This is a genomic window from Luteimonas pelagia (assembly GCF_054776035.1).
Genome location: NZ_BAAHCG010000002.1, coordinates 183,386 through 207,814 on the forward strand (window position 1 = coordinate 183,386; position 24,429 = coordinate 207,814).

The 24,429-nt window shown below is 68.3% G+C and carries 33 protein-coding genes; all 33 read left to right on the forward strand.

Translation table 11 applies throughout. The annotated features are described in order from the left end of the window. Positions 1-71 precede the first annotated feature (71 nt). The 33 genes from rpoC to ACYU7H_RS06090 all read left to right on the forward strand — a co-directional run bounded on the left by rpoC (position 72) and on the right by ACYU7H_RS06090 (position 24,339). Positions 72-4,304 carry a DNA-directed RNA polymerase subunit beta' gene (gene rpoC, locus ACYU7H_RS05930; protein WP_460813235.1) on the forward strand — a complete coding sequence of 1,411 codons (4,233 nt, stop codon included), beginning with the start codon at positions 72-74 and terminating at the stop codon, positions 4,302-4,304. A 224-nt stretch (positions 4,305-4,528) separates the two neighbouring features. After that, positions 4,529-4,903, forward strand: a complete 375-nt coding sequence (rpsL, locus tag ACYU7H_RS05935; protein ID WP_460813236.1) for a 30S ribosomal protein S12 — start codon at positions 4,529-4,531, stop codon at positions 4,901-4,903. 17 nt (positions 4,904-4,920) lie between these two features. Beyond that, positions 4,921-5,388: a 30S ribosomal protein S7 gene (gene rpsG / locus ACYU7H_RS05940; protein ID WP_460813237.1), complete on the forward strand. Its 468-nt coding sequence runs from the start codon at positions 4,921-4,923 to the stop codon at positions 5,386-5,388. Between the two features lie 168 nt (positions 5,389-5,556). Further along, positions 5,557-7,647: an elongation factor G gene (fusA, locus tag ACYU7H_RS05945; protein ID WP_460813238.1), complete on the forward strand. Its 2,091-nt coding sequence runs from the start codon at positions 5,557-5,559 to the stop codon at positions 7,645-7,647. A 64-nt stretch (positions 7,648-7,711) separates the two neighbouring features. Continuing rightward, positions 7,712-8,902, forward strand: a complete 1,191-nt coding sequence (gene tuf / locus ACYU7H_RS05950; protein WP_460813228.1) for an elongation factor Tu — start codon at positions 7,712-7,714, stop codon at positions 8,900-8,902. A 526-nt stretch (positions 8,903-9,428) separates the two neighbouring features. Beyond that, on the forward strand, positions 9,429-9,740 hold the full coding sequence (gene rpsJ, locus ACYU7H_RS05955; protein ID WP_005408208.1) for a 30S ribosomal protein S10: 312 nt from the start codon (positions 9,429-9,431) through the stop codon (positions 9,738-9,740). 10 nt (positions 9,741-9,750) lie between these two features. Next, the gene (rplC, locus tag ACYU7H_RS05960) at positions 9,751-10,404 is read left to right on the forward strand and encodes a 50S ribosomal protein L3 (protein WP_460813239.1); all 654 of its coding nucleotides are present in this window, start codon (positions 9,751-9,753) and stop codon (positions 10,402-10,404) included. A 13-nt stretch (positions 10,405-10,417) separates the two neighbouring features. Continuing rightward, positions 10,418-11,023: a 50S ribosomal protein L4 gene (gene rplD, locus ACYU7H_RS05965; protein ID WP_460813240.1), complete on the forward strand. Its 606-nt coding sequence runs from the start codon at positions 10,418-10,420 to the stop codon at positions 11,021-11,023. Then, positions 11,020-11,316, forward strand: coding sequence for a 50S ribosomal protein L23 (gene rplW, locus ACYU7H_RS05970; RefSeq protein ID WP_460813241.1), 297 nt, complete (start codon positions 11,020-11,022; stop codon positions 11,314-11,316). The genes rplD and rplW overlap by 4 nt, the downstream gene beginning before the upstream one ends. A gap of 17 nt (positions 11,317-11,333) precedes the next feature. Beyond that, complete coding sequence (rplB, locus tag ACYU7H_RS05975; RefSeq protein WP_460813242.1) at positions 11,334-12,161, forward strand: 50S ribosomal protein L2; 828 nt, start codon at positions 11,334-11,336, stop codon at positions 12,159-12,161. A gap of 6 nt (positions 12,162-12,167) precedes the next feature. After that, a complete protein-coding gene (gene rpsS / locus ACYU7H_RS05980; RefSeq protein WP_460813243.1) occupies positions 12,168-12,434 on the forward strand; it encodes a 30S ribosomal protein S19 in 267 nt (88 codons plus the stop codon). A 10-nt stretch (positions 12,435-12,444) separates the two neighbouring features. Next, positions 12,445-12,780 (forward strand): 50S ribosomal protein L22, encoded by a 336-nt coding sequence (rplV, locus tag ACYU7H_RS05985; RefSeq protein WP_460813244.1) that lies wholly within the window; start codon positions 12,445-12,447, stop codon positions 12,778-12,780. 2 nt (positions 12,781-12,782) lie between these two features. Then, positions 12,783-13,514 (forward strand): 30S ribosomal protein S3, encoded by a 732-nt coding sequence (rpsC, locus tag ACYU7H_RS05990; RefSeq protein WP_460813245.1) that lies wholly within the window; start codon positions 12,783-12,785, stop codon positions 13,512-13,514. 6 nt (positions 13,515-13,520) lie between these two features. Further along, positions 13,521-13,934 (forward strand): 50S ribosomal protein L16, encoded by a 414-nt coding sequence (gene rplP, locus ACYU7H_RS05995; protein ID WP_460813246.1) that lies wholly within the window; start codon positions 13,521-13,523, stop codon positions 13,932-13,934. Then, positions 13,934-14,134, forward strand: a complete 201-nt coding sequence (gene rpmC, locus ACYU7H_RS06000) for a 50S ribosomal protein L29 (protein WP_460813247.1) — start codon at positions 13,934-13,936, stop codon at positions 14,132-14,134. Before rplP ends, rpmC begins: the two co-directional genes overlap by 1 nt. Positions 14,135-14,143: 9 nt before the next feature. Continuing rightward, the gene (gene rpsQ, locus ACYU7H_RS06005) at positions 14,144-14,413 is read left to right on the forward strand and encodes a 30S ribosomal protein S17 (protein WP_460813248.1); all 270 of its coding nucleotides are present in this window, start codon (positions 14,144-14,146) and stop codon (positions 14,411-14,413) included. Positions 14,414-14,425: 12 nt separating this feature from the next. Continuing rightward, complete coding sequence (rplN, locus tag ACYU7H_RS06010) at positions 14,426-14,794, forward strand: 50S ribosomal protein L14 (RefSeq protein ID WP_460813249.1); 369 nt, start codon at positions 14,426-14,428, stop codon at positions 14,792-14,794. A 15-nt stretch (positions 14,795-14,809) separates the two neighbouring features. Next, the gene (gene rplX / locus ACYU7H_RS06015; protein WP_460813250.1) at positions 14,810-15,124 is read left to right on the forward strand and encodes a 50S ribosomal protein L24; all 315 of its coding nucleotides are present in this window, start codon (positions 14,810-14,812) and stop codon (positions 15,122-15,124) included. 11 nt (positions 15,125-15,135) lie between these two features. Beyond that, positions 15,136-15,675, forward strand: coding sequence for a 50S ribosomal protein L5 (rplE, locus tag ACYU7H_RS06020; RefSeq protein WP_460813251.1), 540 nt, complete (start codon positions 15,136-15,138; stop codon positions 15,673-15,675). A gap of 14 nt (positions 15,676-15,689) precedes the next feature. Next, entirely contained in the window at positions 15,690-15,995 is a 306-nt protein-coding gene (gene rpsN / locus ACYU7H_RS06025) for a 30S ribosomal protein S14 (RefSeq protein ID WP_460813252.1), read from the forward strand. Positions 15,996-16,079: 84 nt separating this feature from the next. Beyond that, entirely contained in the window at positions 16,080-16,475 is a 396-nt protein-coding gene (gene rpsH, locus ACYU7H_RS06030) for a 30S ribosomal protein S8 (RefSeq protein WP_460813253.1), read from the forward strand. A gap of 14 nt (positions 16,476-16,489) precedes the next feature. Next, positions 16,490-17,017 (forward strand): 50S ribosomal protein L6, encoded by a 528-nt coding sequence (gene rplF, locus ACYU7H_RS06035; protein ID WP_460813254.1) that lies wholly within the window; start codon positions 16,490-16,492, stop codon positions 17,015-17,017. Between the two features lie 28 nt (positions 17,018-17,045). Next, positions 17,046-17,399, forward strand: a complete 354-nt coding sequence (gene rplR / locus ACYU7H_RS06040; RefSeq protein ID WP_460813255.1) for a 50S ribosomal protein L18 — start codon at positions 17,046-17,048, stop codon at positions 17,397-17,399. 158 nt (positions 17,400-17,557) lie between these two features. Continuing rightward, the gene (rpsE, locus tag ACYU7H_RS06045) at positions 17,558-18,103 is read left to right on the forward strand and encodes a 30S ribosomal protein S5 (RefSeq protein WP_460813256.1); all 546 of its coding nucleotides are present in this window, start codon (positions 17,558-17,560) and stop codon (positions 18,101-18,103) included. Beyond that, positions 18,096-18,299 (forward strand): 50S ribosomal protein L30, encoded by a 204-nt coding sequence (rpmD, locus tag ACYU7H_RS06050; protein WP_460813257.1) that lies wholly within the window; start codon positions 18,096-18,098, stop codon positions 18,297-18,299. Before rpsE ends, rpmD begins: the two co-directional genes overlap by 8 nt. Before the next feature lie 5 nt (positions 18,300-18,304). Further along, on the forward strand, positions 18,305-18,742 hold the full coding sequence (rplO, locus tag ACYU7H_RS06055; RefSeq protein ID WP_460813258.1) for a 50S ribosomal protein L15: 438 nt from the start codon (positions 18,305-18,307) through the stop codon (positions 18,740-18,742). Between the two features lie 28 nt (positions 18,743-18,770). Then, positions 18,771-20,108 carry a preprotein translocase subunit SecY gene (gene secY / locus ACYU7H_RS06060; RefSeq protein WP_460813962.1) on the forward strand — a complete coding sequence of 446 codons (1,338 nt, stop codon included), beginning with the start codon at positions 18,771-18,773 and terminating at the stop codon, positions 20,106-20,108. A gap of 353 nt (positions 20,109-20,461) precedes the next feature. After that, positions 20,462-20,818 (forward strand): 30S ribosomal protein S13, encoded by a 357-nt coding sequence (rpsM, locus tag ACYU7H_RS06065; RefSeq protein ID WP_460813259.1) that lies wholly within the window; start codon positions 20,462-20,464, stop codon positions 20,816-20,818. 12 nt (positions 20,819-20,830) lie between these two features. Then, positions 20,831-21,223, forward strand: coding sequence for a 30S ribosomal protein S11 (gene rpsK / locus ACYU7H_RS06070; protein ID WP_460813260.1), 393 nt, complete (start codon positions 20,831-20,833; stop codon positions 21,221-21,223). Positions 21,224-21,233: 10 nt separating this feature from the next. Beyond that, positions 21,234-21,863 carry a 30S ribosomal protein S4 gene (gene rpsD / locus ACYU7H_RS06075; protein WP_460813261.1) on the forward strand — a complete coding sequence of 210 codons (630 nt, stop codon included), beginning with the start codon at positions 21,234-21,236 and terminating at the stop codon, positions 21,861-21,863. A 163-nt stretch (positions 21,864-22,026) separates the two neighbouring features. Beyond that, positions 22,027-23,025 (forward strand): DNA-directed RNA polymerase subunit alpha, encoded by a 999-nt coding sequence (locus ACYU7H_RS06080; RefSeq protein WP_460813262.1) that lies wholly within the window; start codon positions 22,027-22,029, stop codon positions 23,023-23,025. Positions 23,026-23,334: 309 nt separating this feature from the next. Further along, a complete protein-coding gene (rplQ, locus tag ACYU7H_RS06085) occupies positions 23,335-23,718 on the forward strand; it encodes a 50S ribosomal protein L17 (RefSeq protein WP_460813263.1) in 384 nt (127 codons plus the stop codon). A 114-nt stretch (positions 23,719-23,832) separates the two neighbouring features. Next, positions 23,833-24,339: a disulfide bond formation protein B gene (locus ACYU7H_RS06090; protein ID WP_460813264.1), complete on the forward strand. Its 507-nt coding sequence runs from the start codon at positions 23,833-23,835 to the stop codon at positions 24,337-24,339. The last annotated feature ends 90 nt before the right edge of the window (positions 24,340-24,429 follow it).

Genomic DNA, 24,429 nt, shown 5'->3' on the forward strand with positions numbered 1-24,429 from the left:
GCGGGCGCGGCCTGGCCGCCGCCCGCCGGTAGCACCACCCGAACCAGACCTTCCTCTTCCCGGAGAATCCCATGAAAGACCTGCTCAACCTCTTCAACCAGCAGCGGCCCGTCCTCGACTTCGACGCGATCAAGATCGCGCTGGCGTCGCCGGACATGGTCCGTTCGTGGTCGTTCGGCGAGGTCAAGAAGCCCGAGACGATCAACTACCGCACCTTCAAGCCCGAGCGCGACGGCCTGTTCTGCGCCGCCATCTTCGGGCCGGTGAAGGACTACGAGTGCCTGTGCGGCAAGTACAAGCGCATGAAGCACCGCGGCGTGGTGTGCGAGAAGTGCGGCACCGAGGTGACGCTGGCCAAGGTGCGCCGCGAGCGCATGGGCCACATCGACCTGGCCAGCCCGGTCGCGCACATCTGGTTCCTGAAGTCGCTGCCGTCGCGCATCGGCCTGATGCTCGACATGACCCTGCGCGACATCGAGCGGATCCTGTACTTCGAGGCCTACTGCGTGACCGAGCCGGGCCTGACCCCGCTCGAGCGCGGCCAGCTGCTCAACGAGGAGCAGTTCATGCAGGCGCGCCAGGAGCACGGCGACGACTTCGACGCCGCGATGGGCGCCGAGGCGGTGTTCGACCTGCTGCGCACGATCGACCTGCAGTCGGAGATGCTCCGCCTGAAGGAGGAGATCGCCGCCACCGGTTCGGAGACCAAGCTCAAGCGGCTGACCAAGCGCATCAAGCTGGTCGAGGCGTTCCTGGAGTCGGGCAACCGCCCGGAGTGGATGGTCATGACCGTCCTGCCGGTGCTGCCGCCCGACCTGCGCCCGCTGGTCCCGCTGGACGGCGGCCGCTTCGCGACCTCCGACCTCAACGACCTGTACCGCCGCGTCATCAACCGCAACAACCGCCTGCGCCGCCTGCTGGAGCTCAACGCGCCCGACATCATCGTGCGCAACGAGAAGCGCATGCTGCAGGAGTCGGTGGACGCGCTGATGGACAACGGCCGCCGCGGCCGCGCCATCACCGGCACCAACAAGCGCCCGCTCAAGTCGCTGGCCGACATGATCAAGGGCAAGCAGGGCCGCTTCCGCCAGAACCTGCTCGGCAAGCGCGTCGACTACTCGGGCCGCTCGGTCATCGTGGTCGGCCCGTACCTCAAGCTGCACCAGTGCGGCCTGCCGAAGAAGATGGCGCTCGAGCTGTTCAAGCCGTTCATCTTCGCCAAGCTGCAGCGCCGCGGCCTGGCCACCACGATCAAGGCCGCCAAGAAGCTGGTCGAGCGTGAAGAGGCGGAGGTCTGGGACATCCTCGAGGAGGTCATCCGCGAGCACCCGGTCCTGCTGAACCGCGCGCCGACCCTGCACCGCCTGGGCATCCAGGCGTTCGAGCCGGTGCTGATCGAGGGCAAGGCCATCCAGCTGCACCCGCTGGTCTGCACCGCGTTCAACGCCGACTTCGACGGCGACCAGATGGCCGTGCACGTCCCGCTGAGCCTCGAGGCCCAGCTGGAGGCGCGCGCGCTGATGATGTCGTCCAACAACATCCTGTCGCCCGCCAACGGCGAGCCGATCATCGTGCCGTCGCAGGACGTCGTGCTCGGCCTGTACTACATGACCCGCGCCCTTGAGAACAAGAAGGGCGAGGGCATGGCGTTCGCGAACGTCGCCGAGGTCAAGCGCGCCTACGACAACCGCGCGGTCGAGCTGCACGCGCGCTGCAAGGTCCGCGTGACCGAGACGGTGATCCACGAGGACGGCACCCGCGAGAAGAAGACCTCGATCGTCGACACGACGGTCGGTCGCGCGCTGCTGGCCGAGATCCTGCCGGAAGGCCTGCCGTTCGAGCTGGTCAACCTCGAGCTGACCAAGAAGAACATCGGCCGGCTGATCAACGCGTCCTACCGCGGCCTGGGCCTGAAGGACACGGTCGTGTTCGCCGACAAGCTGATGTACACCGGCTTCTCGTTCGCGACCCGCGCCGGCGTCTCGATCGGCATTGACGACATGACCATCCCGTCGGAGAAGAAGGGCATCCTCGACGAGGCCGAGGCGGAGGTGAACGAGATCCAGGAGCAGTACCAGTCGGGCCTGGTCACCGCCGGCGAGCGCTACAACAAGGTCGTCGACATCTGGTCGCGCTGCAACGAGCGCGTGGCCAAGGCGATGATGGACGTGATCGGCACCGACCGGGTCGAGAACGCCAAGGGCGAGATGGTCGACCAGAAGTCGATGAACTCGGTCTACATCATGGCCGACTCCGGCGCGCGTGGTTCGCAGGCGCAGATCCGCCAGCTGGCGGGCATGCGCGGCCTGATGGCCAAGCCGGACGGCTCGATCATCGAGACGCCGATCACCGCGAACTTCCGCGAGGGCCTGAACGTCCTGCAGTACTTCATCTCGACCCACGGCGCCCGAAAGGGCCTGGCGGACACCGCGCTGAAGACCGCGAACTCCGGTTACCTGACCCGCCGCCTGGTCGACGTGGCGCAGGACGTGGTCATCACCGAGGACGACTGCGGCACGGCCAACGGCCTGACGATGACCCCCATCGTCGAGGGCGGCGACGTCGTCGAGCCGCTGCGCGAGCGCGTGCTCGGCCGCATCGTGGCCGAGGACGTCTACCTGCCGGGCGAGGACGAGGATCCGATCGTCACGCGCAACCAGCTGCTCGACGAGCAGTGGGTGCAGAAGCTCGAGGACGCGGGCGTGCAGGCGATCAAGGTCCGCTCGACCATCACCTGCGAAAGCGCCTTCGGCGTGTGCGCGCACTGCTACGGCCGCGACCTGGCCCGGGGACACATCGTCAACCACGGCGAGGCCGTGGGCGTGGTGGCGGCGCAGTCGATCGGCGAGCCCGGCACCCAGCTGACGATGCGGACCTTCCACATCGGCGGCGCGGCGTCGCGCGCGGCGGCGGTCGACAACGTCACCGTCAAGACGACCGGCTCGGTGAAGTTCAACAACCTCAAGCACGTGCAGCACGCCGGCGGCCACCTGGTCGCGGTGTCGCGGTCGGGCGAGCTGTCGGTCCTCGACGGGCACGGCCGCGAGCGCGAGCGCTACAAGCTGCCCTACGGCGCCACCGTGCAGGTCAAGGACGGCGCGGCCGTCAAGGCCGGCCAGACGGTCGCGACCTGGGATCCGCACAACCACCCGATCGTCTCGGAAGTCGCCGGTTTCGTGCGCTTCGTCGATTTCATCGACGGCGTCACGGTGATCGAGAAGACCGACGAGCTGACCGGCCTGGCCTCGCGCGAGATCACCGACCCGAAGCGCCGCGGCTCGGCGGGCAAGGACCTGCGCCCGATCGTCCGCATCGTCGACAAGAAGGGCAACGACCTCAACATCCCGGGCACCGACCTTCCGGCGCAGTACATGCTGCCGCCCAAGTCGATCGTCAACCTGCAGGACGGCGCCGCGGTCGGCGTCGGCGACGTGGTCGCGAAGATCCCGCAGGAAGCCTCGAAGACCCGCGACATCACCGGCGGCCTGCCGCGCGTCGCGGACCTGTTCGAGGCCCGCAAGCCCAAGGACCCGGCGATCCTGGCCGAGAAGTCCGGCGTCGTCAGCTTCGGCAAGGACACAAAGGGCAAGCAGCGCCTGATCATCAAGGGCGCGGACGGCGAGGACCACGAGGAGCTGATCCCGAAGTACCGCCAGATCATCGTGTTCGAGGGCGAGCACGTGGAGAAGGGCGAGACCGTGGTGGACGGCGAGCCGAGTCCGCAGGACATCCTGCGCCTGAAGGGCGTCGAGGAGCTGGCCGCGTACCTGGTCAAGGAGATCCAGGACGTCTACCGCCTGCAGGGCGTGAAGATCAACGACAAGCACATCGAGGTGATCATTCGCCAGATGCTGCGCAAGGTCGAGATCACCGACGCCGGCGACAGCCGCTTCCTCGCGGGCGAGCAGGCCGAGCGCCAGCGCGTCATCGAGGACAACGCCCGCCACGAGAGCAAGGGCGAGATCGTGGCCCGCTTCGACCCGGTGCTGCTGGGCATCACCAAGGCCTCGCTGGCGACCGAGTCGTTCATCTCGGCGGCCTCCTTCCAGGAGACCACCCGCGTGCTGACCGAGGCGGCCGTCCGCGGCACCCGCGACACGCTGCGCGGCCTCAAGGAGAACGTGATCGTCGGCCGGCTGATCCCGGCCGGCACGGGCCTCGCGTACCACGAGCAGCGCCGCCGGACGGCCTCCGGTCTCACGGAGTCCGAGATGGCCGCGCTGACCGGTGGCCTGACCGCCGAGGCGGCCATGGTCGAGGCCGGCGATGCCGCCCAGGACGGCGAGGACCAGGCGGCGGAGTGATCCGCGCCACGGGCGGCCCCCGGGCCGCCCACAGACCCCGAAATGAGGCGGACGGATCCGCCTCGTGTTCGGCCCACGGAAGGGCGGGATGACAAGGGTGCCGCGCGTTGACGCTACGTCGAGGCGCGGGCTATACTTTTCCGTCTCGGCAGGCCGGAAGCATCGGCCTGCCGTCGTTTTCACGAGGGGCACGCGTCCCTCCCGCGAACCAGAGTCCCGATCCGATGGCAACCATCAACCAGCTGGTGCGCAAGCCCCGGCGCCCGGAAACCTACAAGAGCACGTCGCCCGCGCTGCAGGATTGCCCGCAGCGCCGTGGCGTCTGCACGCGCGTCTACACCACCACCCCGAAGAAGCCGAACTCGGCGCTCCGCAAGGTGGCCAAGGTGCGCCTGACCAACGGCTACGAGGTCATCTCGTACATCGGCGGCGAAGGCCACAACCTGCAGGAGCACTCGGTGGTCCTGATCCGCGGCGGCCGCGTCAAGGACCTGCCGGGCGTGCGCTACCACACCGTGCGCGGCTCGCTCGACGCCGCCGGCGTCACCAAGCGCCGCCAGGCCCGTTCCAAGTACGGCGCCAAGCGCCCGAAGTCCTGATCCAGGGGTAATCGAACATGTCACGCAAGGGTTCCGCCCCGCAGCGCGCCGTCCTGCCCGATCCGAAGCACGGCAGCGAGACCATCGCGCGCTTCATCAACATGATCATGAAGAGCGGCAAGAAGTCCGTCGCCGAGCGCATCGTCTATGGCGCCATGGAGGTCATGGACAAGAAGGGCGGCAACGCCCTGGAGCTGGTCGAGAAGGCGCTCGACAACGTGTCGCCGACCGTCGAGGTCAAGTCCCGCCGCGTCGGCGGCGCGACCTACCAGGTCCCGGTCGAGGTCCGCGCCTCCCGCCGCATGGCGCTGGCGATGCGCTGGCTGATCGAGTCCGCCCGCAAGCGCGGCGAGAACAGCATGCCGAGCAAGCTCGCCGGCGAGCTGATCGACGCCTCGGAGAACCGCGGCGGCGCCATCAAGAAGCGCGAAGAGACGCACCGCATGGCCGAGGCCAACAAGGCCTTCGCCCACTACCGCTGGTAATCCCGGCGATGTCCACCGGCCCCTGACCGGGCCGGGTGGCGCCAGGCGCCACGCACGCCGGGCCGGCCCCGGCCGAAGCACGATGCCGCCGCAAGGCGGCATCGGGCCATCCAGACACTCCGCGCGCAACGCCCTGGCGTCGCGTGGACTCAACAGAGAGACAGCACCGTGGCGCGCACCACTCCCATCGAGCGTTACCGCAACTTCGGCATCATGGCCCACATCGATGCCGGCAAGACCACCACGTCCGAGCGCATCCTGTTCTACACGGGCGTCAGCCACAAGATCGGCGAGGTGCACGACGGCGCCGCGGTCATGGACTGGATGGAGCAGGAGCAGGAGCGCGGCATCACCATCACGTCCGCCGCGACCACGGCGTTCTGGAAGGGTATGGACCAGTCCATGCCGGAACACCGCCTCAACATCATCGACACCCCGGGCCACGTCGACTTCACCATCGAGGTGGAGCGCTCGCTGCGTGTGCTCGACGGCGCGGTGTTCGTGCTGTGCGCGGTCGGCGGCGTCCAGCCGCAGTCCGAGACCGTGTGGCGCCAGGCCAACAAGTACTCGGTGCCCCGCCTGGCGTTCGTCAACAAGATGGACCGCACCGGCGCGAATTTCGGCAAGGTCGTCGAGCAGCTCAAGTCGCGCCTGGGTGCGTACCCGGTGCCGATGCAGCTGCCGGTCGGCGCCGAGGACCAGTTCGAGGGCGTGATCGACCTCGTCAAGATGAAGTACGTCCACTGGGACGTCGCCTCGCAGGGCACGATCTTCGAGTACCGCGACATCCCGGCCGAGATGGCCGACGCCGCCGCCGAGGCGCGCAGCTTCATGGTCGAGGCCGCCGCCGAGGCGTCCGAGGAGCTCATGGAGAAGTACCTCGAGGAGGGCGACCTGTCCGAGGACGACGTCCTGGGCGGCCTGCGCGAGCGCACCCTGAAGACCGAGGTCATCCCGGTGTTCTGCGGCAGCGCGTTCAAGAACAAGGGCGTGCAGGCGATGCTCGACGGCGTCGTCCAGCTGCTGCCGTCGCCGGCCGACCGTCCGCCCGTGCAGGGCGTGGACGAGGACGAGCAGGCCGACTCGCGCAAGGCGCTCGACACCGAGCCGTTCTCCGCGCTGGCCTTCAAGATCATGACCGACCCGTTCGTCGGTTCGCTGACCTTCTTCCGCGTCTACTCCGGCACGCTCAACTCCGGCGACCAGGTCTACAACCCGGTCAAGTCGAAGAAGGAGCGCGTGGGCCGCATCCTGCAGATGCACTCCAACAACCGCGAGGAGATCAAGGAAGTGCGCGCGGGCGACATCGCCGCCGCGGTCGGCCTGAAGGACGTGACCACCGGCGACACGCTGTGCGCGCAGGACCACGTCATCACCCTGGAGCGCATGGTGTTCCCGGAGCCGGTCATCTCGATGGCCGTCGAGCCGAAGACCAAGTCCGACCAGGAGAAGATGGGCATGGCCCTCGGCCGCCTGGCGCAGGAGGACCCGTCCTTCCGCGTGCGCACCGACGAGGAATCGGGCCAGACGATCATCTCCGGCATGGGCGAGCTGCACCTGGACATCCTCGTCGACCGCATGAAGCGCGAGTTCAACGTCGAGGCGAACGTCGGCAAGCCGCAGGTCGCGTACCGCGAGACCATCCGCAAGCCGGTCAAGGCCGAAGGCAAGTTCGTCCGCCAGTCGGGCGGCAAGGGCCAGTTCGGCCACGTGTGGCTCGAGATCTCGCCGAACGAGCAGGGCAAGGGCTACGAGTTCGAGAACGCCATCGTCGGCGGCGTGGTGCCGAAGGAGTACATCCCGGCGGTCGACAAGGGCATCCAGGAAGCGGTGGCCAACGGCATCATGGCCGGCTACCCGATCGTGGACGTCAAGGTGCGCCTGGTCGACGGTTCGTACCACGAGGTCGACTCGTCCGAAATGGCGTTCAAGATCGCCGGTTCGATGGGCTTCAAGGAAGGCTTCAACAAGGCCAGCCCGGTGCTGCTCGAGCCGATGATGAAGGTCGAGATCGTCACCCCGGAGGACTACCTGGGCGACGTGATGGGCGACGTGTCCCGCCGCCGCGGCATCCTGCAGGGCCAGGACGACAGCCCGTCGGGCAAGATCATCAACGCGATGATCCCGCTGGGCGAGATGTTCGGCTACGCGACCGCGCTGCGCTCGATGTCGCAGGGCCGCGCGACCTTCACGATGGAATTCGACCACTACGCCGAGGCGCCGACCAACGTCGCCGAGGCCGTGGTCAAGAAGAACTGACGGGCCCCGGGCCCGTCCTCGAAGACACAAGAAACATCAATCACGCACCACGGAGTTACTGACAATGGCCAAGGGCAAGTTCGAGCGCACCAAGCCCCACGTGAACGTGGGCACGATCGGTCACGTTGACCACGGCAAGACGACGCTGACGGCGGCGCTGACGAAGGTGGGCGCGGAGCGTTTCGGCGGCGAGTTCAAGGACTACTCGGCGATCGACGCGGCGCCGGAGGAGAAGGCGCGCGGGATCACGATCTCGACGGCGCACGTGGAGTACGAGAGCCCGTCGCGCCACTACGCGCACGTGGACTGCCCGGGCCACGCCGACTACGTGAAGAACATGATCACGGGTGCGGCGCAGATGGACGGCGCGATCCTGGTGTGCTCGGCCGCTGACGGTCCGATGCCGCAGACGCGCGAGCACATCCTGCTGGCCCGCCAGGTGGGCGTGCCGTACATCGTGGTCTACCTGAACAAGGCGGACATGGTGGACGACGCCGAACTGCTGGAGCTGGTGGAGATGGAAGTCCGCGAGCTGCTGAGCAAGTACGAGTTCCCGGGCGACGACACCCCGATCGTGAAGGGTTCGGCGCTGAAGGCGCTGGAAGGCGACCAGTCGGAGATCGGCGTGCCGTCGATCATCGCGCTGGTGGAGGCGCTGGACAGCTGGATCCCGGAGCCGGAGCGCGACATCGACAAGGCGTTCCTGATGCCGGTCGAGGACGTGTTCTCGATCTCTGGCCGCGGCACGGTGGTGACGGGCCGCATCGAGCGCGGCGTGATCAAGGTGGGCGACGAGATCGAGATCGTGGGCATCCGCCCGACGACCAAGACGACGGTCACCGGCGTCGAGATGTTCCGCAAGCTGCTGGACCAGGGCCAGGCGGGCGACAACGCGGGCCTGCTGCTGCGCGGCACCAAGCGTGACGACGTGGAGCGCGGCCAGGTGCTGTGCAAGCCGGGTTCGATCACCCCGCACACGGAGTTCGAGGGCGAGGTGTACGTGCTGTCGAAGGACGAGGGTGGCCGCCACACGCCGTTCTTCAAGGGTTACCGCCCGCAGTTCTACTTCCGCACGACGGACATCACCGGCGCGGTGACGCTGCCGGAGGGCACCGAGATGGTGATGCCGGGCGACAACGTGAAGATGAAGGTCGAGCTGATCAACCCGATCGCGATGGAAGAGGGCCTGCGCTTCGCGATCCGCGAGGGTGGCCGCACGGTCGGCGCCGGCGTGGTGGCGAAGATCCTCAAGTGACCTCCCGGCGCGGCCGGGAGGTCATCCCCGCGAAGGCGGGGATCCACCTCCGGCGGCGCCAGGAAGCAGCCCGCGGTTGATCCGGCGCCCGGCGCCGGATAACCCCGGGGAGGAATAACGGGGCTCGCCCCGTTATTCGTTGGGTGAAGGGGTTGCGAAAGGGCTCCGAACCCGGCTAGAATGCACGACCACCGCGGCTTCCTGGCTTCCAGGGGCCGCGGTCCAGCGAAATGAGGTGCAGGATGCGCCTCGTCTTCGCCAGACAGGGAGATGTCGCGCGGCAGGGCCTCGTCCGTTCCGGGAATTCCCGGGACACATCTGGCGGGGCCTTTCGGCGCGTTCGCGATTTCCCTTTCTGGGCGGGCCGGTCTCCGGCCTGCCTTCGGTTTTTCAGGGTCCCGCGCGGCGGGGCGTTGGACCGCCGGATCCGCCGCCTGGCGGGGCTCCATTCCAGGCAACAGGCCAAACCGGGGCCGGGCGCACCCAAGCCGTCCGGCCCGTCGCTCTTTCTACGAGGAATTCCGTCATGGCGGACCAGAAGATCCGGATTCGGCTGAAGGCGTTCGATCATCGCCTGATCGACCGTTCGGCCAGCGAGATCGTCGAAACGGCCAAGCGGACCGGCGCGCAGGTGCGCGGCCCGATCCCGCTGCCGACCAAGATCGAACGCTACACCGTGCTGGTGTCGCCGCACGTCGACAAGGACGCGCGCGACCAGTACGAGACCCGCACGCACAAGCGCGTGCTCGACATCGTCGACCCCAACGACAAGACCGTGGACGCGCTGATGAAGCTCGAGCTCGCGGCCGGCGTCGACGTCCAGATCAAGCTGACCTGAGGACGGCCCCATGACCGCGAAGAAGCATTCGTTGGGCATCGTCGGCCGCAAGGCCGGGATGAGCCGGATCTTCACCGAGGACGGCAAGTCCATCCCGGTGACCCTGATCGAGGCCACGCCCAACCGCATCACCCAGATCAAGACCGTCGAGACCGACGGCTACAGCGCCGTGCAGGTCACCGCCGGCGTCAAGCGCGCCTCGCTGCTGAGCAAGGCCGAGTCGGGCCACCTGGCCAAGGCCAAGGTGGAAGCCGGTCGCGGCCTGTGGGAGCTCCGCGTGGCGGACGACAGGATCGGCGACTTCGAAGTGGGCGGCGAGATCAAGGCCGACATCTTCGAGGAAGGCCAGATCGTCGACGTCCAGGGCGTGACGAAGGGCAAGGGCTTCCAGGGCACGATCAAGCGCTGGAACTTCCGCATGGGCGACGCCACCCACGGCAACTCGCTCTCGCACCGCTCGCCCGGCTCGATCGGCCAGCGCCAGACCCCGGGCCGCGTGTTCCCGGGCAAGAAGATGTCCGGCCACATGGGCGCCGAGACCCAGACCACGCAGCGCCTGCGCGTGGTCAAGGTCGACGCCGAGCGTGGCCTGATCGCCGTGCGCGGCGCCGTCCCGGGCGCGCCCGGCGGCGACGTCGTCGTGCGCCCGTCGAGCAAGGCCTGAGGAGGAGATGACGATGGAACTCGCCATCACCAATAGCAAGAACAAGCTGACGGTCTCCGACGCCGTGTTCGGTCGCGACTTCAGCGAGGACCTGGTGCACCAGGTCGTGGTCGCGTACCGCAACGCGGGCCGCGCCGGCACCAAGGCGCAGAAGACGCGCTCGGAAGTGGCCGGCACCACCAAGAAGTCGAAGAAGCAGAAGGGCGGCGGCGCGCGTCACGGCGCCCTGACGGCCCCGATCTTCGTCGGCGGCGGCGTGACCTTCGCGGCCAAGCCGCGCAGCTTCGCGCAGAAGGTCAACCGCAAGATGTACCGCGCCGCGATCGCCGCGATCCTGTCGGAGCTCAACCGCCAGGGCCGCCTGAAGGTCGTCGAGTCGTTCGAGATCGACGCCCCGAAGACGAAGGCGATGATCGGCAAGCTCAAGGAGCTCGAGGCCGGCAAGCGTCCGCTGCTGGTCACCGAGGAGGCGAGCGAGAACCTGTACCTGTCCGCGCGCAACCTGCCCTACGTGGAGGTCCGCGACGTGCAGGGCCTGGACCCGGTCGCCCTGGTGGGCGCCGACACCGTCCTGGTCACGGCCGACGCGGTGAAGAAGATCGAGGAGTGGCTGGCATGAACGACGCCAAGCTCTACAGCGTGATCCGTGCGCCGCGCGTGTCCGAGAAGACCGCCCGGCTGCAGGAAGTTTCCAACCAGTACGTCTTCGAAGTGGCGACGGACGCGACCAAGGCCGACATCAAGGTGGCGGTCGAGAAGCTGTTCGACGTCAAGGTCGAGGCGGTCAACGTGGTGAACGTGAAGGGCAAGAACAAGGCCTTCCGTTTCCGCCAGGGCCGTCGCGGCGACTGGCGCAAGGCATACGTGACGCTGGCCGACGGCCAGTCGATCGACGTGATGGCCACGGCCTGACGAGAGGATCCGGACCCATGGCACTGATGACCTTCAAGCCCACCTCGCCCGGCCGCCGCAGCGCGGTCCGCGTGGTGACGCCCGACCTCCACAAGGGTGCGCCGCACGCGGCCCTCGTCGAGAAGCAGGGCAAGACCGGCGGCCGCAACCACCACGGCCGCATCACCACCCGCCACATCGGCGGTGGCCACAAGCAGCATTACCGCATCATCGACTTCAAGCGCGACAAGGAAGGCATCCCGGCGCGCGTGGAGCGGATCGAGTACGACCCGAACCGCACCGCGCACATCGCGCTGCTGTGCTACGTCGACGGCGAGCGCCGCTACATCATCGCGCCCAAGGGCCTGAAGGCCGGGGACCAGGTGATCGCGGGTCGCGACGCGCCGATCAAGACCGGCAACACGCTGCCGCTGCGCAACATCCCGGTGGGCTCGACGGTGCACTGCATCGAAATGAAGCCGGGCAAGGGCGCGCAGCTGGCCCGCGCGGCCGGCGCCGGCGTCCAGTTGGTGGCGCGCGAAGGCGTGTACGCTACGCTCCGCCTGCGTTCGGGCGAGATGCGCCGGGTGCCGTCGGAGTGCCGCGCCACGATCGGCGAGGTCGGCAACGACGAGCACAACCTGGAGAAGCTGGGCAAGGCGGGCGCCAAGCGCTGGCGCGGCGTCAAGCCGACCGTCCGCGGCGCGGCCATGAACCCGGTCGACCATCCGCACGGCGGTGGCGAGGCCAAGGCCGGCCAGGGCAACCCGCATCCGGTCACCCCGTGGGGCGTCCCGACCAAGGGCTACAAGACCCGCAAGAACAAGCGCACCCAGAAGTTCATCGTGCGCGACCGCAGGAGCTGATAGGCCATGGCACGTTCACTCAAGAAGGGCCCGTTCGTCGACCACCACCTGCAGAAGAAGGTGGAGACGGCGGCCAGCAACAAGAAGCCGATCAAGACCTGGTCGCGTCGCTCGATGATCCTGCCGGAGATGGTCGGCTACACCATCGCCGTGCACAACGGGAAGAACCACATCCCGGTGCTGATCAACGAGAACATGGTCGGCCACAAGCTCGGCGAGTTCGCCCTCACCCGGACCTTCAAGGGTCACGGCGGCGACAAGAAGAGCAGGTAAGGAGATGACCATGGAAGCCAAGGCAATCCTGCGCACCGCGCGCATCTCGCCCCAGAAGGCCCGCCTGGTCGCCGACCAGGTGCGTGGGCTTTCGGCCGAGCGCGCCGTGAACCTGCTCAAGTTCTCGGACAAGAAGGCCGCCCACATGATCCGCAAGGTCGTCGAGTCGGCGATCGCCAACGCGGAGAACAACCAGGGCGCGGACGTGGACGAGCTCAAGGTCCGCACCATCATGGTCGACGAGGGTCCGACGCTGAAGCGCTTCATGGCGCGCGCAAAGGGCCGTGGCACGCGCATCCTCAAGCGCACCAGCCACATCACCGTCGTCGTCGGCGAGGGCAAGTAATCATGGGTCACAAAGTTCATCCCACCGGCATCCGCCTCGGCATCTCGAAGGACTGGACGTCCAAGTGGTACGCCGGCAAGAAGCAGTACGCCGAGTACCTGACCGCCGACCTCAAGGTCCGCGACATGCTCCGCAAGAAGCTGTCGCAGGCCGGCATCTCGAAGATCGTCATCGAGCGCCCGGCCAACAACGCGCGCGTCACGATCCACACCGCCCGCCCGGGCGTGGTGATCGGCAAGCGCGGCGAGGACATCGAGAAGCTGCGCAAGGAAGTCAGCGACATGATGGGCGTCCCGGCGCACATCAACGTCACCGAGGTCCGCAAGCCCGAGCTCGACGCGCAGCTGGTCGCCGAGTCGATCGCGCAGCAGCTCGAGCGCCGCATCATGTTCCGCCGCGCGATGAAGCGCGCCGTCGGCAACGCGATGCGCCTGGGCGCGCTGGGTATCAAGGTCAACGTCGCCGGCCGCCTGAACGGCGCCGAGATCGCGCGTTCGGAGTGGTACCGCGAGGGCCGCGTGCCCCTGCACACCCTCCGCGCCGACATCGACTACGGCTTCGCCGAGGCCAAGACGACCTACGGGATCATCGGCATCAAGGTCTGGGTCTACAAGGGCGAGGTCTTCGACTTCAGCCAGGTCGGCCAGGAGAAGCAGGACGACGGCCCGCGCGGCGACCGTGACCGCAGCGACCGTCCGCGTGGCCCGCGCCGCGAGCGCGAGGCGAGGGAGTAACCAGCCATGCTGCAACCCAAGCGTACGAAGTACCGCAAGATGCACAAGGGCCGCAACGAGGGCCTGAGCTGGAGCGGCAATGCCGTCAGCTTCGGCGAGTACGGCCTGAAGGCGACCGCGTTCGGGCAGCTCACCGCCCGCCAGATCGAGGCCGCGCGCCGGTCCATCAGCCGCTACGTGAAGCGCGGCGGCAAGATGTGGATCCGCGTGTTCCCGGACAAGCCGATCACCAAGAAGCCGATCGAGGTCCGCATGGGCTCGGGCAAGGGCAACGTGGAGTACTGGGTCGCCCAGATCCAGCCCGGCCGCATGATCTACGAGATCGAGGGCGTCAGCGAGGAAGTCGCGCGCGAGGCGTTCCGCCTGGCCGCCGCCAAGCTCTCGGTCACCACCCAATTCGTGACCCGGACGGTGCGCTGATGAACGCGAACGAACTGCGCAAGAAGTCGGCCGACGAGCTGAAGGCCCACCTGACCGAGCTGCACAAGGAGCGCTTCGCGCTTCGCATGCAGGCGGCCACCGGCCAGCTGGCCAAGACGCACGAGGCCCGCCGCGTGCGCCGCGAGATCGCCCGCGTCAACACGCTCCTGGGCCAGTCCCAGTCGGCGTCGAAGGAGTAATCGGCAGCCATGACCGAGAAGAAGATCGAGAAGGTGCTGCGCACGGTCGAGGGCCGGGTCGTCAGCAACAAGATGGACAAGACCGTCACCGTCCTGGTCGAGCGCCAGGTCAAGCACGCGCTGTACGGCAAGTACATCCGCCGCTCGACCAAGCTGCACGCCCACGACGCGGAGAACGCGTGCAACGAGGGCGACACCGTGCGCCTGGCCGAGACCGCGCCGGTGTCCAAGACCAAGAACTGGCGCGTCGTCGAAATCGTTTCGCGCGCGGCCGAGTAAGGAGGACAGACCATGATCCAGATGCAGTCCTACCTGCAGGCGGCCGACAACTCCGGTGCGAAGGAGCTGATGTGCATCAAGGTGCTCGGCGGCTCCAAGCGCCGCTACGCGGGCATCGGCGACATCATCAAGGTGACCGTCAAGGACGCGATCCCGCGCGGCAAGGTCAAGAAGGGCGAGGTCTACGACGCCGTCGTGGTCCGCACCCGCAAGGGCGTCCGCCGCCCGGACGGCTCGCTGATCCGATTCGACGGCAACGCGGCCGTGCTGCTGAACAACAAGCAGGAGCCGATCGGCACCCGCATCTTCGGGCCAGTGACCCGCGAGCTGCGCTCCGAGAAGTTCATGAAGATCGTCTCGCTCGCGCCTGAAGTGCTCTGAGCGGAGGAACAGAATATGAACCGTATTCGCAAGGGCGACCAGGTCGTCGTGACCACCGGCAAGGACAAGGGCAAGCGCGGCGACGTCGTGCGCGTCATCGGCGACAAGGTCGTCGTGTCCAACGTCAACATCGTCAAGCGGCACACCAAGCCCAACCCGCAGGCCGGCCAGCCCGGCGGCGTGGTCGAGCGCGAGGCGCCGATCCACATTTCCAACGTGATGCTGTTCAACCAGGCCTCCGGCAAGGGCGAGCGCATCGGCACGAAGATCCTGGAGGATGGACGCAAGATCCGCGTGTTCCGCTCCAGTGGCGAGGCGGTCGACGCCTGAGGAATGCCCATATGACCCGGCTTGAAAAGTTCTACAAGGACGAAGTGGTTCCGAAGCTGACCAAGCAGTTCGGCTACTCGAACCCGATGGAAGTCCCGCGCCTGACCAAGATCACGCTCAACATGGGCGTGGGCGAGGCGGCCACCAACAAGAAGATCCTCGAGAACGCGGTCGCCGACATGGCGAAGATCTCCGGCCAGAAGCCGCAGGTCACCAAGTCGCGCGTGTCCGTGGCCTCGTTCAAGATCCGCGACGGCTGGCCGATCGGCTGCAAGGTCACCCTGCGCCGGAACCGCATGTACGAGTTCCTGGACCGCCTGGTGAACATCTCGCTGCCGCGCGTGCGCGACTTCCGCGGCGTGTCGGGCCGTTCCTTCGACGGCCGCGGCAACTACAACATGGGCGTGAAGGAGCAGATCATCTTCCCGGAGATCGACTTCGACCAGGTCGACGCGATCCGCGGCATGGACATCGCCATCACGACCACCGCCAAGACCGACGCCGAAGCCAAGGCGCTGCTGGAAGCCTTCCGCTTCCCGTTCCGGAACTGACAGGACAACACATCATGGCCAAGACCTCGATGGTCAACCGCGAGAAGAAGCGCGAGAAGCTGATCAAGCGCCACGCCGCCAAGCGCGAGGCGCTCAAGGCGATCATCTCGAGCCCCACCGCCTCCTACGAGGAGAAGATGGAGGCCGTGGTGAAGCTGCAGAAGCTGCCGCGCGACTCGTCGCCGGCGCGCCTGACGCTGCGCTGCGAACTGACCGGCCGCCCGCGCGGCGTGTACCGCAAGTTCGGCCTGGGCCGCAACAAGCTGCGCGAGGCGACGATGCGCGGCGACGTGCCGGGCCTGCGCAAGGCGTCCTGGTGATTTCCCCGGCGGGCCGTCCGCGGCACGCCTCCCTACGGATTTTCGCGAAAGCGGATATCGGTGCGACTCATAAGGTGAATTCGAATGAGCATGACTGATCCCATCGCCGACATGCTGGTCCGCATGCGCAATGCGGCCGCGGTCGGCAAGCCGACGGTGAAGATGCCGTCGTCCAAGACCAAGGTGGCCATCGCCAAGGTGCTGAAGGACGAGGGCTACATCCTCGGTTCCCGCGTCACCGAGAACGGCGCCAAGGCCGAGCTCGAGATCGAGCTGAAGTACTACGAGGGCAAGCCCGTCATCGAGAAGATGCAGCGCGTCTCGCGCTCGGGCCTGCGCCAGTACCGCGGCAAGGACGCGCTGCCCAAGGTCCTCAACGGCCTGGGCATCGCGATCATCTCCACCTCGAAGGGCATCATGACCGATGCGCAGGCGCGCCAGCAGGGCGTCGGCGGCGAGGTCCTGTGCTTCGTGGCCTAAGGGAGTAAACGACCATGTCCCGCGTCGCCAAGAAGCCGATCGCCCTGCCGAAGGGTGTCGAGATCAACGTCCAGGCGGACTCCATCTCCGTCAAGGGCCCGAAGGGCACGCTGAGCGTGCCGAAGCCGGCCGGCATCGACCTGAAGGTCGAGGACGGCCACGCCGTGCTGTCCGCCGCCAACGAGGAGCTGGTCGCGCTGACCGGCACCCTGCGCGCCATCACCGCCAACATGGTGAAGGGCGTCACCGAGGGCTTCGAGCGCAAGCTCGAGCTGGTCGGCGTCGGCTACCGCGCCACCATGCAGGGCAAGGACCTCAGCCTGGCGCTGGGCTTCTCGCACCCGGTGGTGTTCCCGGCGCCCGAGGGGATCACGATCTCCACGCCGACCCAGACCGAAGTGCTGGTGTCGGGCGCCGACAAGCAGCGCGTGGGCGAGGTCGCGGCGAAGATCCGCGCCTTCCGTCCGCCGGAGCCTTACAAGGGCAAGGGCGTCAAGTACGCCGGCGAGACCATCATCCGCAAGGAAGCCAAGAAGGCCTGAGGGCGCTTCAGCTTCCGGAGAGCAGACCATGAACAAGAACACCGCCCGCCTGCGCCGCGCCAAGTCCACCCGCTCGCACATCCGCGAGCTCGGCGTGCCGCGCCTGTCCGTGCTTCGCACCGGCCAGCACCTCTACGCCCAGGTCTTCACGCCGGACGGCGCGACGGTCCTGGCTTCCGCCTCGACCGTGCAGTCCGGCGTCAAGGACGGCCTGAAGAGCGGCAAGAACCTCGAGGCCGCCGCCAAGGTCGGCCGCGCGATCGCCGAGAAGGCCAGGGCCGCGGGGATCGAGAAGGTCGCGTTCGACCGCTCGGGCTACCGCTACCACGGCCGCATCAAGGCGCTCGCCGACGCGGCCCGCGAAGGCGGCCTGCAGTTCTGAGCCTTGAAGGCGCGGGGCGCAGGCCCCACGCCTTGCCAGCCGCCGGCACGGCCCGTGCCGGACGCCCCACCGGGTTCCCGGTGGCGCGGAACACCCGCGACAGACCACAACCATAAGCGGCCAAGCCGCAAATTCCCTTCGTTACAGGACACATCGAAATGGCAGAGGATCGTTCGCCGCGGGGTCGCGACCGGGATCGCAACCGCAACCGCGAGGAAATCGACGACGGCATGATCGAGAAGCTGATCGCCGTCAACCGCGTCAGCAAGACCGTCAAGGGCGGTCGCCAGTTCACCTTCACCGCGCTGACGGTGGTGGGCGACGGCGACGGCAAGGTCGGCTTCGGCTACGGCAAGGCCCGCGAGGTGCCGGTCGCCATCCAGAAGTCGATGGAGTACGCCCGCAAGAACATGAGCCGCGTGGACCTCAACCAGGGCACGCTGTGGCACCCGGTCAAGGCCGGCCATGGCGCGGCGCGCGTGTACATGCAGCCGGCGTCCGAGGGTACCGGCGTGATCGCCGGCGGCGCGATGCGCGCCGTGCTCGAGGCGGTCGGCGTCAAGAACGTGCTGGCCAAGGCCGTCGGTTCGCGCAACCCGATCAACCTGGTGCGCGCCACGGTCAAGGGCCTCGCCGGCATGCATTCGCCGCGGTCCATCGCGGCCAAGCGCGGCAAGAAGGTGGAGGACCTGGTCAATGGCTAAGAAGAACGAAGCCGCCCAGTCCGGGACCGTGAAGGTGCGCCTGGTGCGCGGCCTGCGCGGCACCCAGGCGCGCCACCGCCTGTCGGTCCGCGCGCTCGGCCTGAACAAGCTCAACGACGTCCGGGAGCTCAAGGACAGCCCGCAGGTTCGCGGCCTGATCAACCAGCTCCACTACCTCGTCCGCGTGGAGGAGTGACCATCATGCGACTCAATTCCCTCAAGCCCGCCGACGGCGCCCGCAAGGAGCGCACCCGCGTCGGCCGCGGCATCGGTTCCGGCCTCGGCAAGACCGCCGGCCGCGGCCACAAGGGCAGCTTCGCGCGTTCGGGCAAGGGCAAGATCAAGCCCGGCTTCGAAGGCGGCCAGATGCCCATGCACATGCGCCTGCCGAAGATCGGCTTCCGCTCGAAGACCGCCAAGGACTGCGCCGAGGTCATGCTGTACAAGCTGGCGCTGGTCGAGGGCGACACGATCGACTTCGCCGCGCTGCGCAAGGCCAAGCTGGTCCCGTCGACGGCCAAGCGCGCCAAGCTCGTCAACAAGGGCGAGATCGGCCGCAAGGTCGTGGTGAAGGGCGTGGCCGCGACGGCCGGCGCCCGCGCCGCGATCGAGGCCGCCGGCGGCTCGGTCGAGGAGTAAGGGCTCGATGGCGCGGAGCGCGAGCACGATGGCCGGCCTGGGTGGCGGCCTCGGCAAGTTCACCGAGCTGCGGCAGCGCCTGCTGTTCGTGCTCGGTGCGCTGCTGGTGTACCGGATCGGCTGCTACATCCCCGTGCCGGGCGTGAACCCGGCGGCGATGCTGCAGCTGATGGAGGCCCAGGAAGGCACCATCGTGGACATGTTCAACATGTTCTCCGGCGGTGCGCTGGAGCGCTTCAGCCTGTTCGCGCTGAACGTCATCCCGTACATCTCCGCGTCGATCATCATGCAGCTGTGCGCGCAGATCTTCCCGTCGCTCAAGGCGATGCAGAAGGAAGGCGAGTCCGGTCGGCGCAAGATCACCCAGTACTCGCGCATCGGCGCGGTGTTCCTGGCGATCTTCCAGGCTGCGGGCATCGCGGCCGCCCTGCAGGGCCAGGCGGCGGGCAGCGGCCTGCCGGTGGTCTACAACCCGGGCCCGGGCTTCATCATGACGGCCATCGTCTCGCTGACCGCCGGCACGATGTTCCTGATGTGGCTCGGCGAGCAGGTGACCGAGCGCGGCATCGGCAACGGCGTGTCGCTGATCATCTTCGCGGGCATCGTCGCCGGGCTGCCCGGCGCGGTGATGGGCACGCTGGAGCAGGCGCGCAACGGCGACATCACGCCGCTCGCGGTGATCCTGATCACGGTGATCGTGCTGGCCTTCACCTACTTCGTGGTGTTCGTCGAGCGCGGGCAGCGGCGCATCACGGTGAACTACGCGCGGCGCCAGGGTGGTCGCAACGCGTACATGAACCAGACCTCGTTCCTGCCGCTCAAGCTCAACATGGCGGGCGTGATCCCGGCGATCTTCGCGTCGTCGATCATCATGTTCCCGGCCACCGCGTCGACCTGGTTCGGCCAGGCCGCCAGCGGCGGCTCGGCGACCTTCATGCAGCGCGCGGCGCAGGCGCTGGCGCCGGGCGAGCCCCTGCACCTGGTGCTGTTCGCCGCGCTGATCGCCGGTTTCGCGTTCTTCTACACGGCGCTGGTGTTCAACGCCCAGGAGACCGCGGACAACCTGAAGAAGTCGGGCGCGCTGATCCCGGGCATCCGTCCGGGCCGGGCGACCGCCGACTACATCGACGGCGTGCTGACGCGGCTGACCGCGGCCGGCGCGGTGTACCTGGTGCTGGTCTGCCTGCTGCCGGAGTTCATGCGCGCGGAGCTGGGCACCTCGTTCTACTTCGGCGGCACCTCGCTGCTGATCGTGGTGGTCGTGGTGATGGACTTCATCGCCCAGATCCAGGCCCACCTGATGTCGCACCAGTACGAGAGCCTGCTGAAGAAGGCCAACCTGAAAGGCGGGGCGCGCACGCGCTGACCCCGCCGACCGTCCGGGCGAGGCCCGGGCGGGCCCTCCCGAAGGGGAGGGCGGTGATACCGCCAGTCCCGGCCATGCTCCGGGACGGCAAATGGGCGACCCGGGCGGCGGTCTCGCGCGCGGGTGGCACCGGACCCATGCCCGCGCCTGAGGAGCGCGGGCGCCGGGGCCGGCGGGCAACCGCCGGGCCGGCAGGCCGGGGCCTTCGCCGGAGCATGGGCACGCTCCCCATGCCGTGGCCACGGGCGCTAGCGCCCGGGGCTTCCTGACGACCCGAGACCCTGTTAAAATTTCCGATTCACTCCGCCGGTCGCCTTCGGGCCCCGGCCGCCTACCAGTTTGGAGACCGCGTCATGGCGCGTATTGCCGGCGTCAACCTGCCTGCCCAGAAGCACGTCTGGGTCGGCCTGCAAAGCATCTACGGCATCGGCCGTACCCGTTCGCAGCAGGTCTGCGAGGCCGCCGGGGTCACCCCGACGACCAAGATCCGCGACCTGTCCGAGCCCGAGGTCGAGGCGCTCCGCGCCGAGATCGGCAAGTACGTCGTCGAGGGCGACCTGCGCCGCGAGATCGGCATGTCGATCAAGCGCCTGATGGACCTGGGCTGCTACCGCGGCCTGCGCCACCGTCGCGGCCTGCCCCTGCGCGGCCAGCGCACCCGGACCAACGCGCGCACCCGCAAGGGCCCGCGCAAGGCCATCAAGAAGTAAGGAACCCCGACCATGGCCAAGCCGGCACAAGCCAAGACGAAGAAGAAGATCAAGCGCGTCGTCACCGACGGCATCGCGCATGTCCACGCTTCGTTCAACAACACCATCATCACGATCACCGACCGCCAGGGCAACGCCCTGAGCTGGGCGACGTCGGGCGGCGCGGGCTTCCGCGGCTCGCGCAAGTCGACCCCGTTCGCCGCGCAGGTCGCCGCCGAGAAGGCCGGCAAGGCCGCGCTCGACTACGGCGTCAAGTCGCTGGAAGTTCGCATCAAGGGCCCGGGCCCGGGCCGCGAATCTGCCGTGCGTTCGCTCAACAACGTCGGCTACAAGATCGTGAACATCATCGACGTCACGCCGATCCCGCACAACGGCTGCCGTCCGCCGAAGAAGCGCCGGGTCTGAGGAGCAGAACATGGCACGTTACATTGGTCCCACCTGCAAGCTCGCCCGTCGCGAGGGCGCCGACCTCGGCCTGAAGTCGGCCGCCCGTGCGCTCGACTCGAAGTGCAAGCTGGAGCAGAAGCCCGGCCAGCACGGCCCGACCGCGCGTCGCGGCAAGCTGTCCGACTACGCCACCCAGCTGCGCGAGAAGCAGAAGGTCAAGCGCATCTACGGCCTGCTCGAGCGGCAGTTCCGCAACTACTACAAGAAGGCGTCGAACCGGAAGGGCAACACCGGCGAGAACCTGCTGCAGCTCCTCGAGACGCGGCTGGACAACGTCATCTACCGCATGGGCTTCGCGGTGACCCGCCCGGCCGCGCGCCAGCTGGTCAGCCACCGCGGCGTCACCGTGAACGGCAAGCCGGTCAACCTGCCGTCCTACCAGGTCAAGGCGGGCGACGCGATCGCGCTGTCCGAGCGCGCCGCCAAGCAGCTGCGCGTGCAGGAGTCGCTCAACGTCGCCCAGCAGATGGACCTGTCGCCGTCCTGGGTCGAGGTCGACGCCAAGAAGTTCGCCGGCGTGTTCAAGGCGGTCCCGGACCGCGGCGAACTGCCGGCCGACATCAACGAAGCGCTGATCGTCGAGCTGTACAGCAAGTAATGGCCGTGGTGGCCGCGGCGCCCGACCGGGTGCCGCGCCCCCGTCCATCCCCCACTGGCCGGTCCGTCGCGCGGACCGGACGCCCCGCAAGGGGTTCCAGCAGCGAATACGCCACCCGCCCTCGCGCCACGCCGGGCGGGCCATCGCAGGAGAAGCGACAAACATGACGGTTACCGCCAACCAGGTTCTGCGCCCCCGCGGCCCCCAGATCGAGCGCCTCGCCGGCAACCGCGCCAAGGTCGTCATCGAGCCGCTCGAGCGCGGCTACGGCCACACCCTCGGCAACGCGCTGCGCCGCGTGCTGCTGTCCTCGATCCCGGGCTTCGCGATCACCGAGGTCGAGATCGACGGCGTGCTGCACGAGTACACCACGGTCGAGGGCCTGCAGGAAGACGTGCTCGAGGTGCTGCTCAACCTCAAGGACGTCGCCATCCGCATGGGCACCGGCGACGCCGCCACGCTCGAGCTGAAGAAGACCGGCCCGGGCGTCGTGACCGCCGGCGACATCAAGACCGACCACAACGTCGAGATCCTCAACACCGAGCACGTCATCGCCCACCTGACCAAGGACATGGCGCTGAACATGCGGCTGAAGATCGAGCGCGGCTACGGCTACCAGCCGGCCGCCGCCCGCCGCCGTCCGGACGAGGAGACCCGTGCGATCGGCCGCCTGATGCTGGACGCCTCGTTCTCGCCGGTCCGCCGCGTCGCCTACGCGGTCGAGGCCGCGCGCGTCGAGCAGCGCACCGACCTGGACAAGCTGGTCCTGGACATCGAGACCAACGGCACGATCGACGCCGAGGAAGCCGTGCGCACCGCCGCCGACATCCTCACCGACCAGCTGAGCGTCTTCGGCGACTTCACCCAGCGCGACCGCGGCGCCGCCAAGCCGGCGACGGCGGGCGTGGACCCGGTGCTGCTGCGTCCGATCGACGACCTCGAGCTGACCGTGCGTTCGGCCAACTGCCTGAAGGCCGAGAGCATCTACTACGTCGGCGACCTGATCCAGAAGACCGAGGTCGAGCTGCTCAAGACCCCGAACCTGGGCAAGAAGTCGCTCACCGAGATCAAGGAAGTGCTCGCCCAGCGTGGCCTGTCGCTCGGCATGAAGCTCGAGAACTGGCCGCCGGCCGGCGTCGCCTCGCACGGGATGATGGGGTAAGCCGACGCGCTTGCGAACTGCCCTATCGGCAGTTCGCGCGTCGGCGAACGCCCGGCCACGGATTGGCCGGGCAGGGCTCTCCGGAGCCCGTGTTGCACCGCCATGGATGGCAGCCATGATCCATCGAGTGGTGTCGCGCGCGGCTTCGGCCTTGTGCAGCACCCACCCGCCGACGGACCCCGATGTCCGCGGCCCGCCCGGCCAGGGAGCACAGGCCGGCGAGGACCATCCGCAGTCCGAAGCTCCAGCGCCAGGATGGCGACAACGATGTCCAACAGCACCACCATTCTTCGATAAGGAACCACTGCCATGCGCCACCAGAAATCCGGCCGCAAGTTCAACCGGACCAGCGCGCACCGCGACGCGATGTTCTCGAACATGGCCGCCTCGCTGTTCAAGCACGAGCTGATCCGCACCACGCTGCCGAAGGCCAAGGAGCTCCGCCGCGTCGCCGAGCCGATGATCACGATGGCCAAGACCGACGGCGTCGCCAACCGCCGCCTGGCCTTCTCGCGCCTGCGCGACAAGGAAGCGGTCGGCAAGCTGTTCGTCGAGCTGGGCCCGCGCTACCGCGAGCGCCCGGGCGGCTACCTGCGCATCCTCAAGTGCGGCTTCCGCGCCGGCGACAACGCCCCGATGGCGTACGTCGAGCTGGTCGACCGCCCGGAGGTCTCCGAGGACGCCGCGGACTGACCCGCGCGTTCCCGTCGCACCGGATGGAGAGGCCCCGCGACGCGGGGCCTTTTCGTTGCCGGCGCCCGTGCCCGGCCATTCCCGAGCGCGGCGACGTCCGGTGATAATGCCGGCATGACCCGACGCCCGATGCCGACCTCCTTCCGCGCCCGTTTCATCGCCGGTGCGCTCGCCTGTGCCGCGCTCATCGCGTACGCGTTGCACACCCAGTTCAACGGCGGCCTGCTGCCTTGCCCGCTGTGCATCTTCCAGCGGGTGGCGTTCGCCGCGCTGGGCATCGTGTTCCTGCTGGGCGGCCTGCATTCGCCGCGCGGCGCCGCCGGCCGCCGGGCCTGGGGCGTGCTCGCCGGCCTGGCGGCGCTGGTGGGTGCGGCGATCGCGGGGCGCCATGTCTGGCTGCAGGGGCTACCGGCCGACGAGGTGCCCGCCTGCGGTCCCGGCCTGGAATGGATGCTCGAGACCACGCCGCTGTTCGGCGTCGTCCGCGAGGTGCTCACGGGTTCGGGCGAGTGCGCGGAGGTCGACTGGACGTTCCTGGGCCTGTCGATGCCCGCCTGGAGCCTGGCCTGGTTCGTCCTGCTCGGTGGCTGGGCCCTGGTCGCCGCGTTCCGGCGGGCCTGAACGCGCCGTCCGCGCCGGTTGCGACCCCGCCGGCGCCACGCCAAGATGACCGGCCCGCGCCCGGCGCGGGCCAGACACGCACCGAGCCTC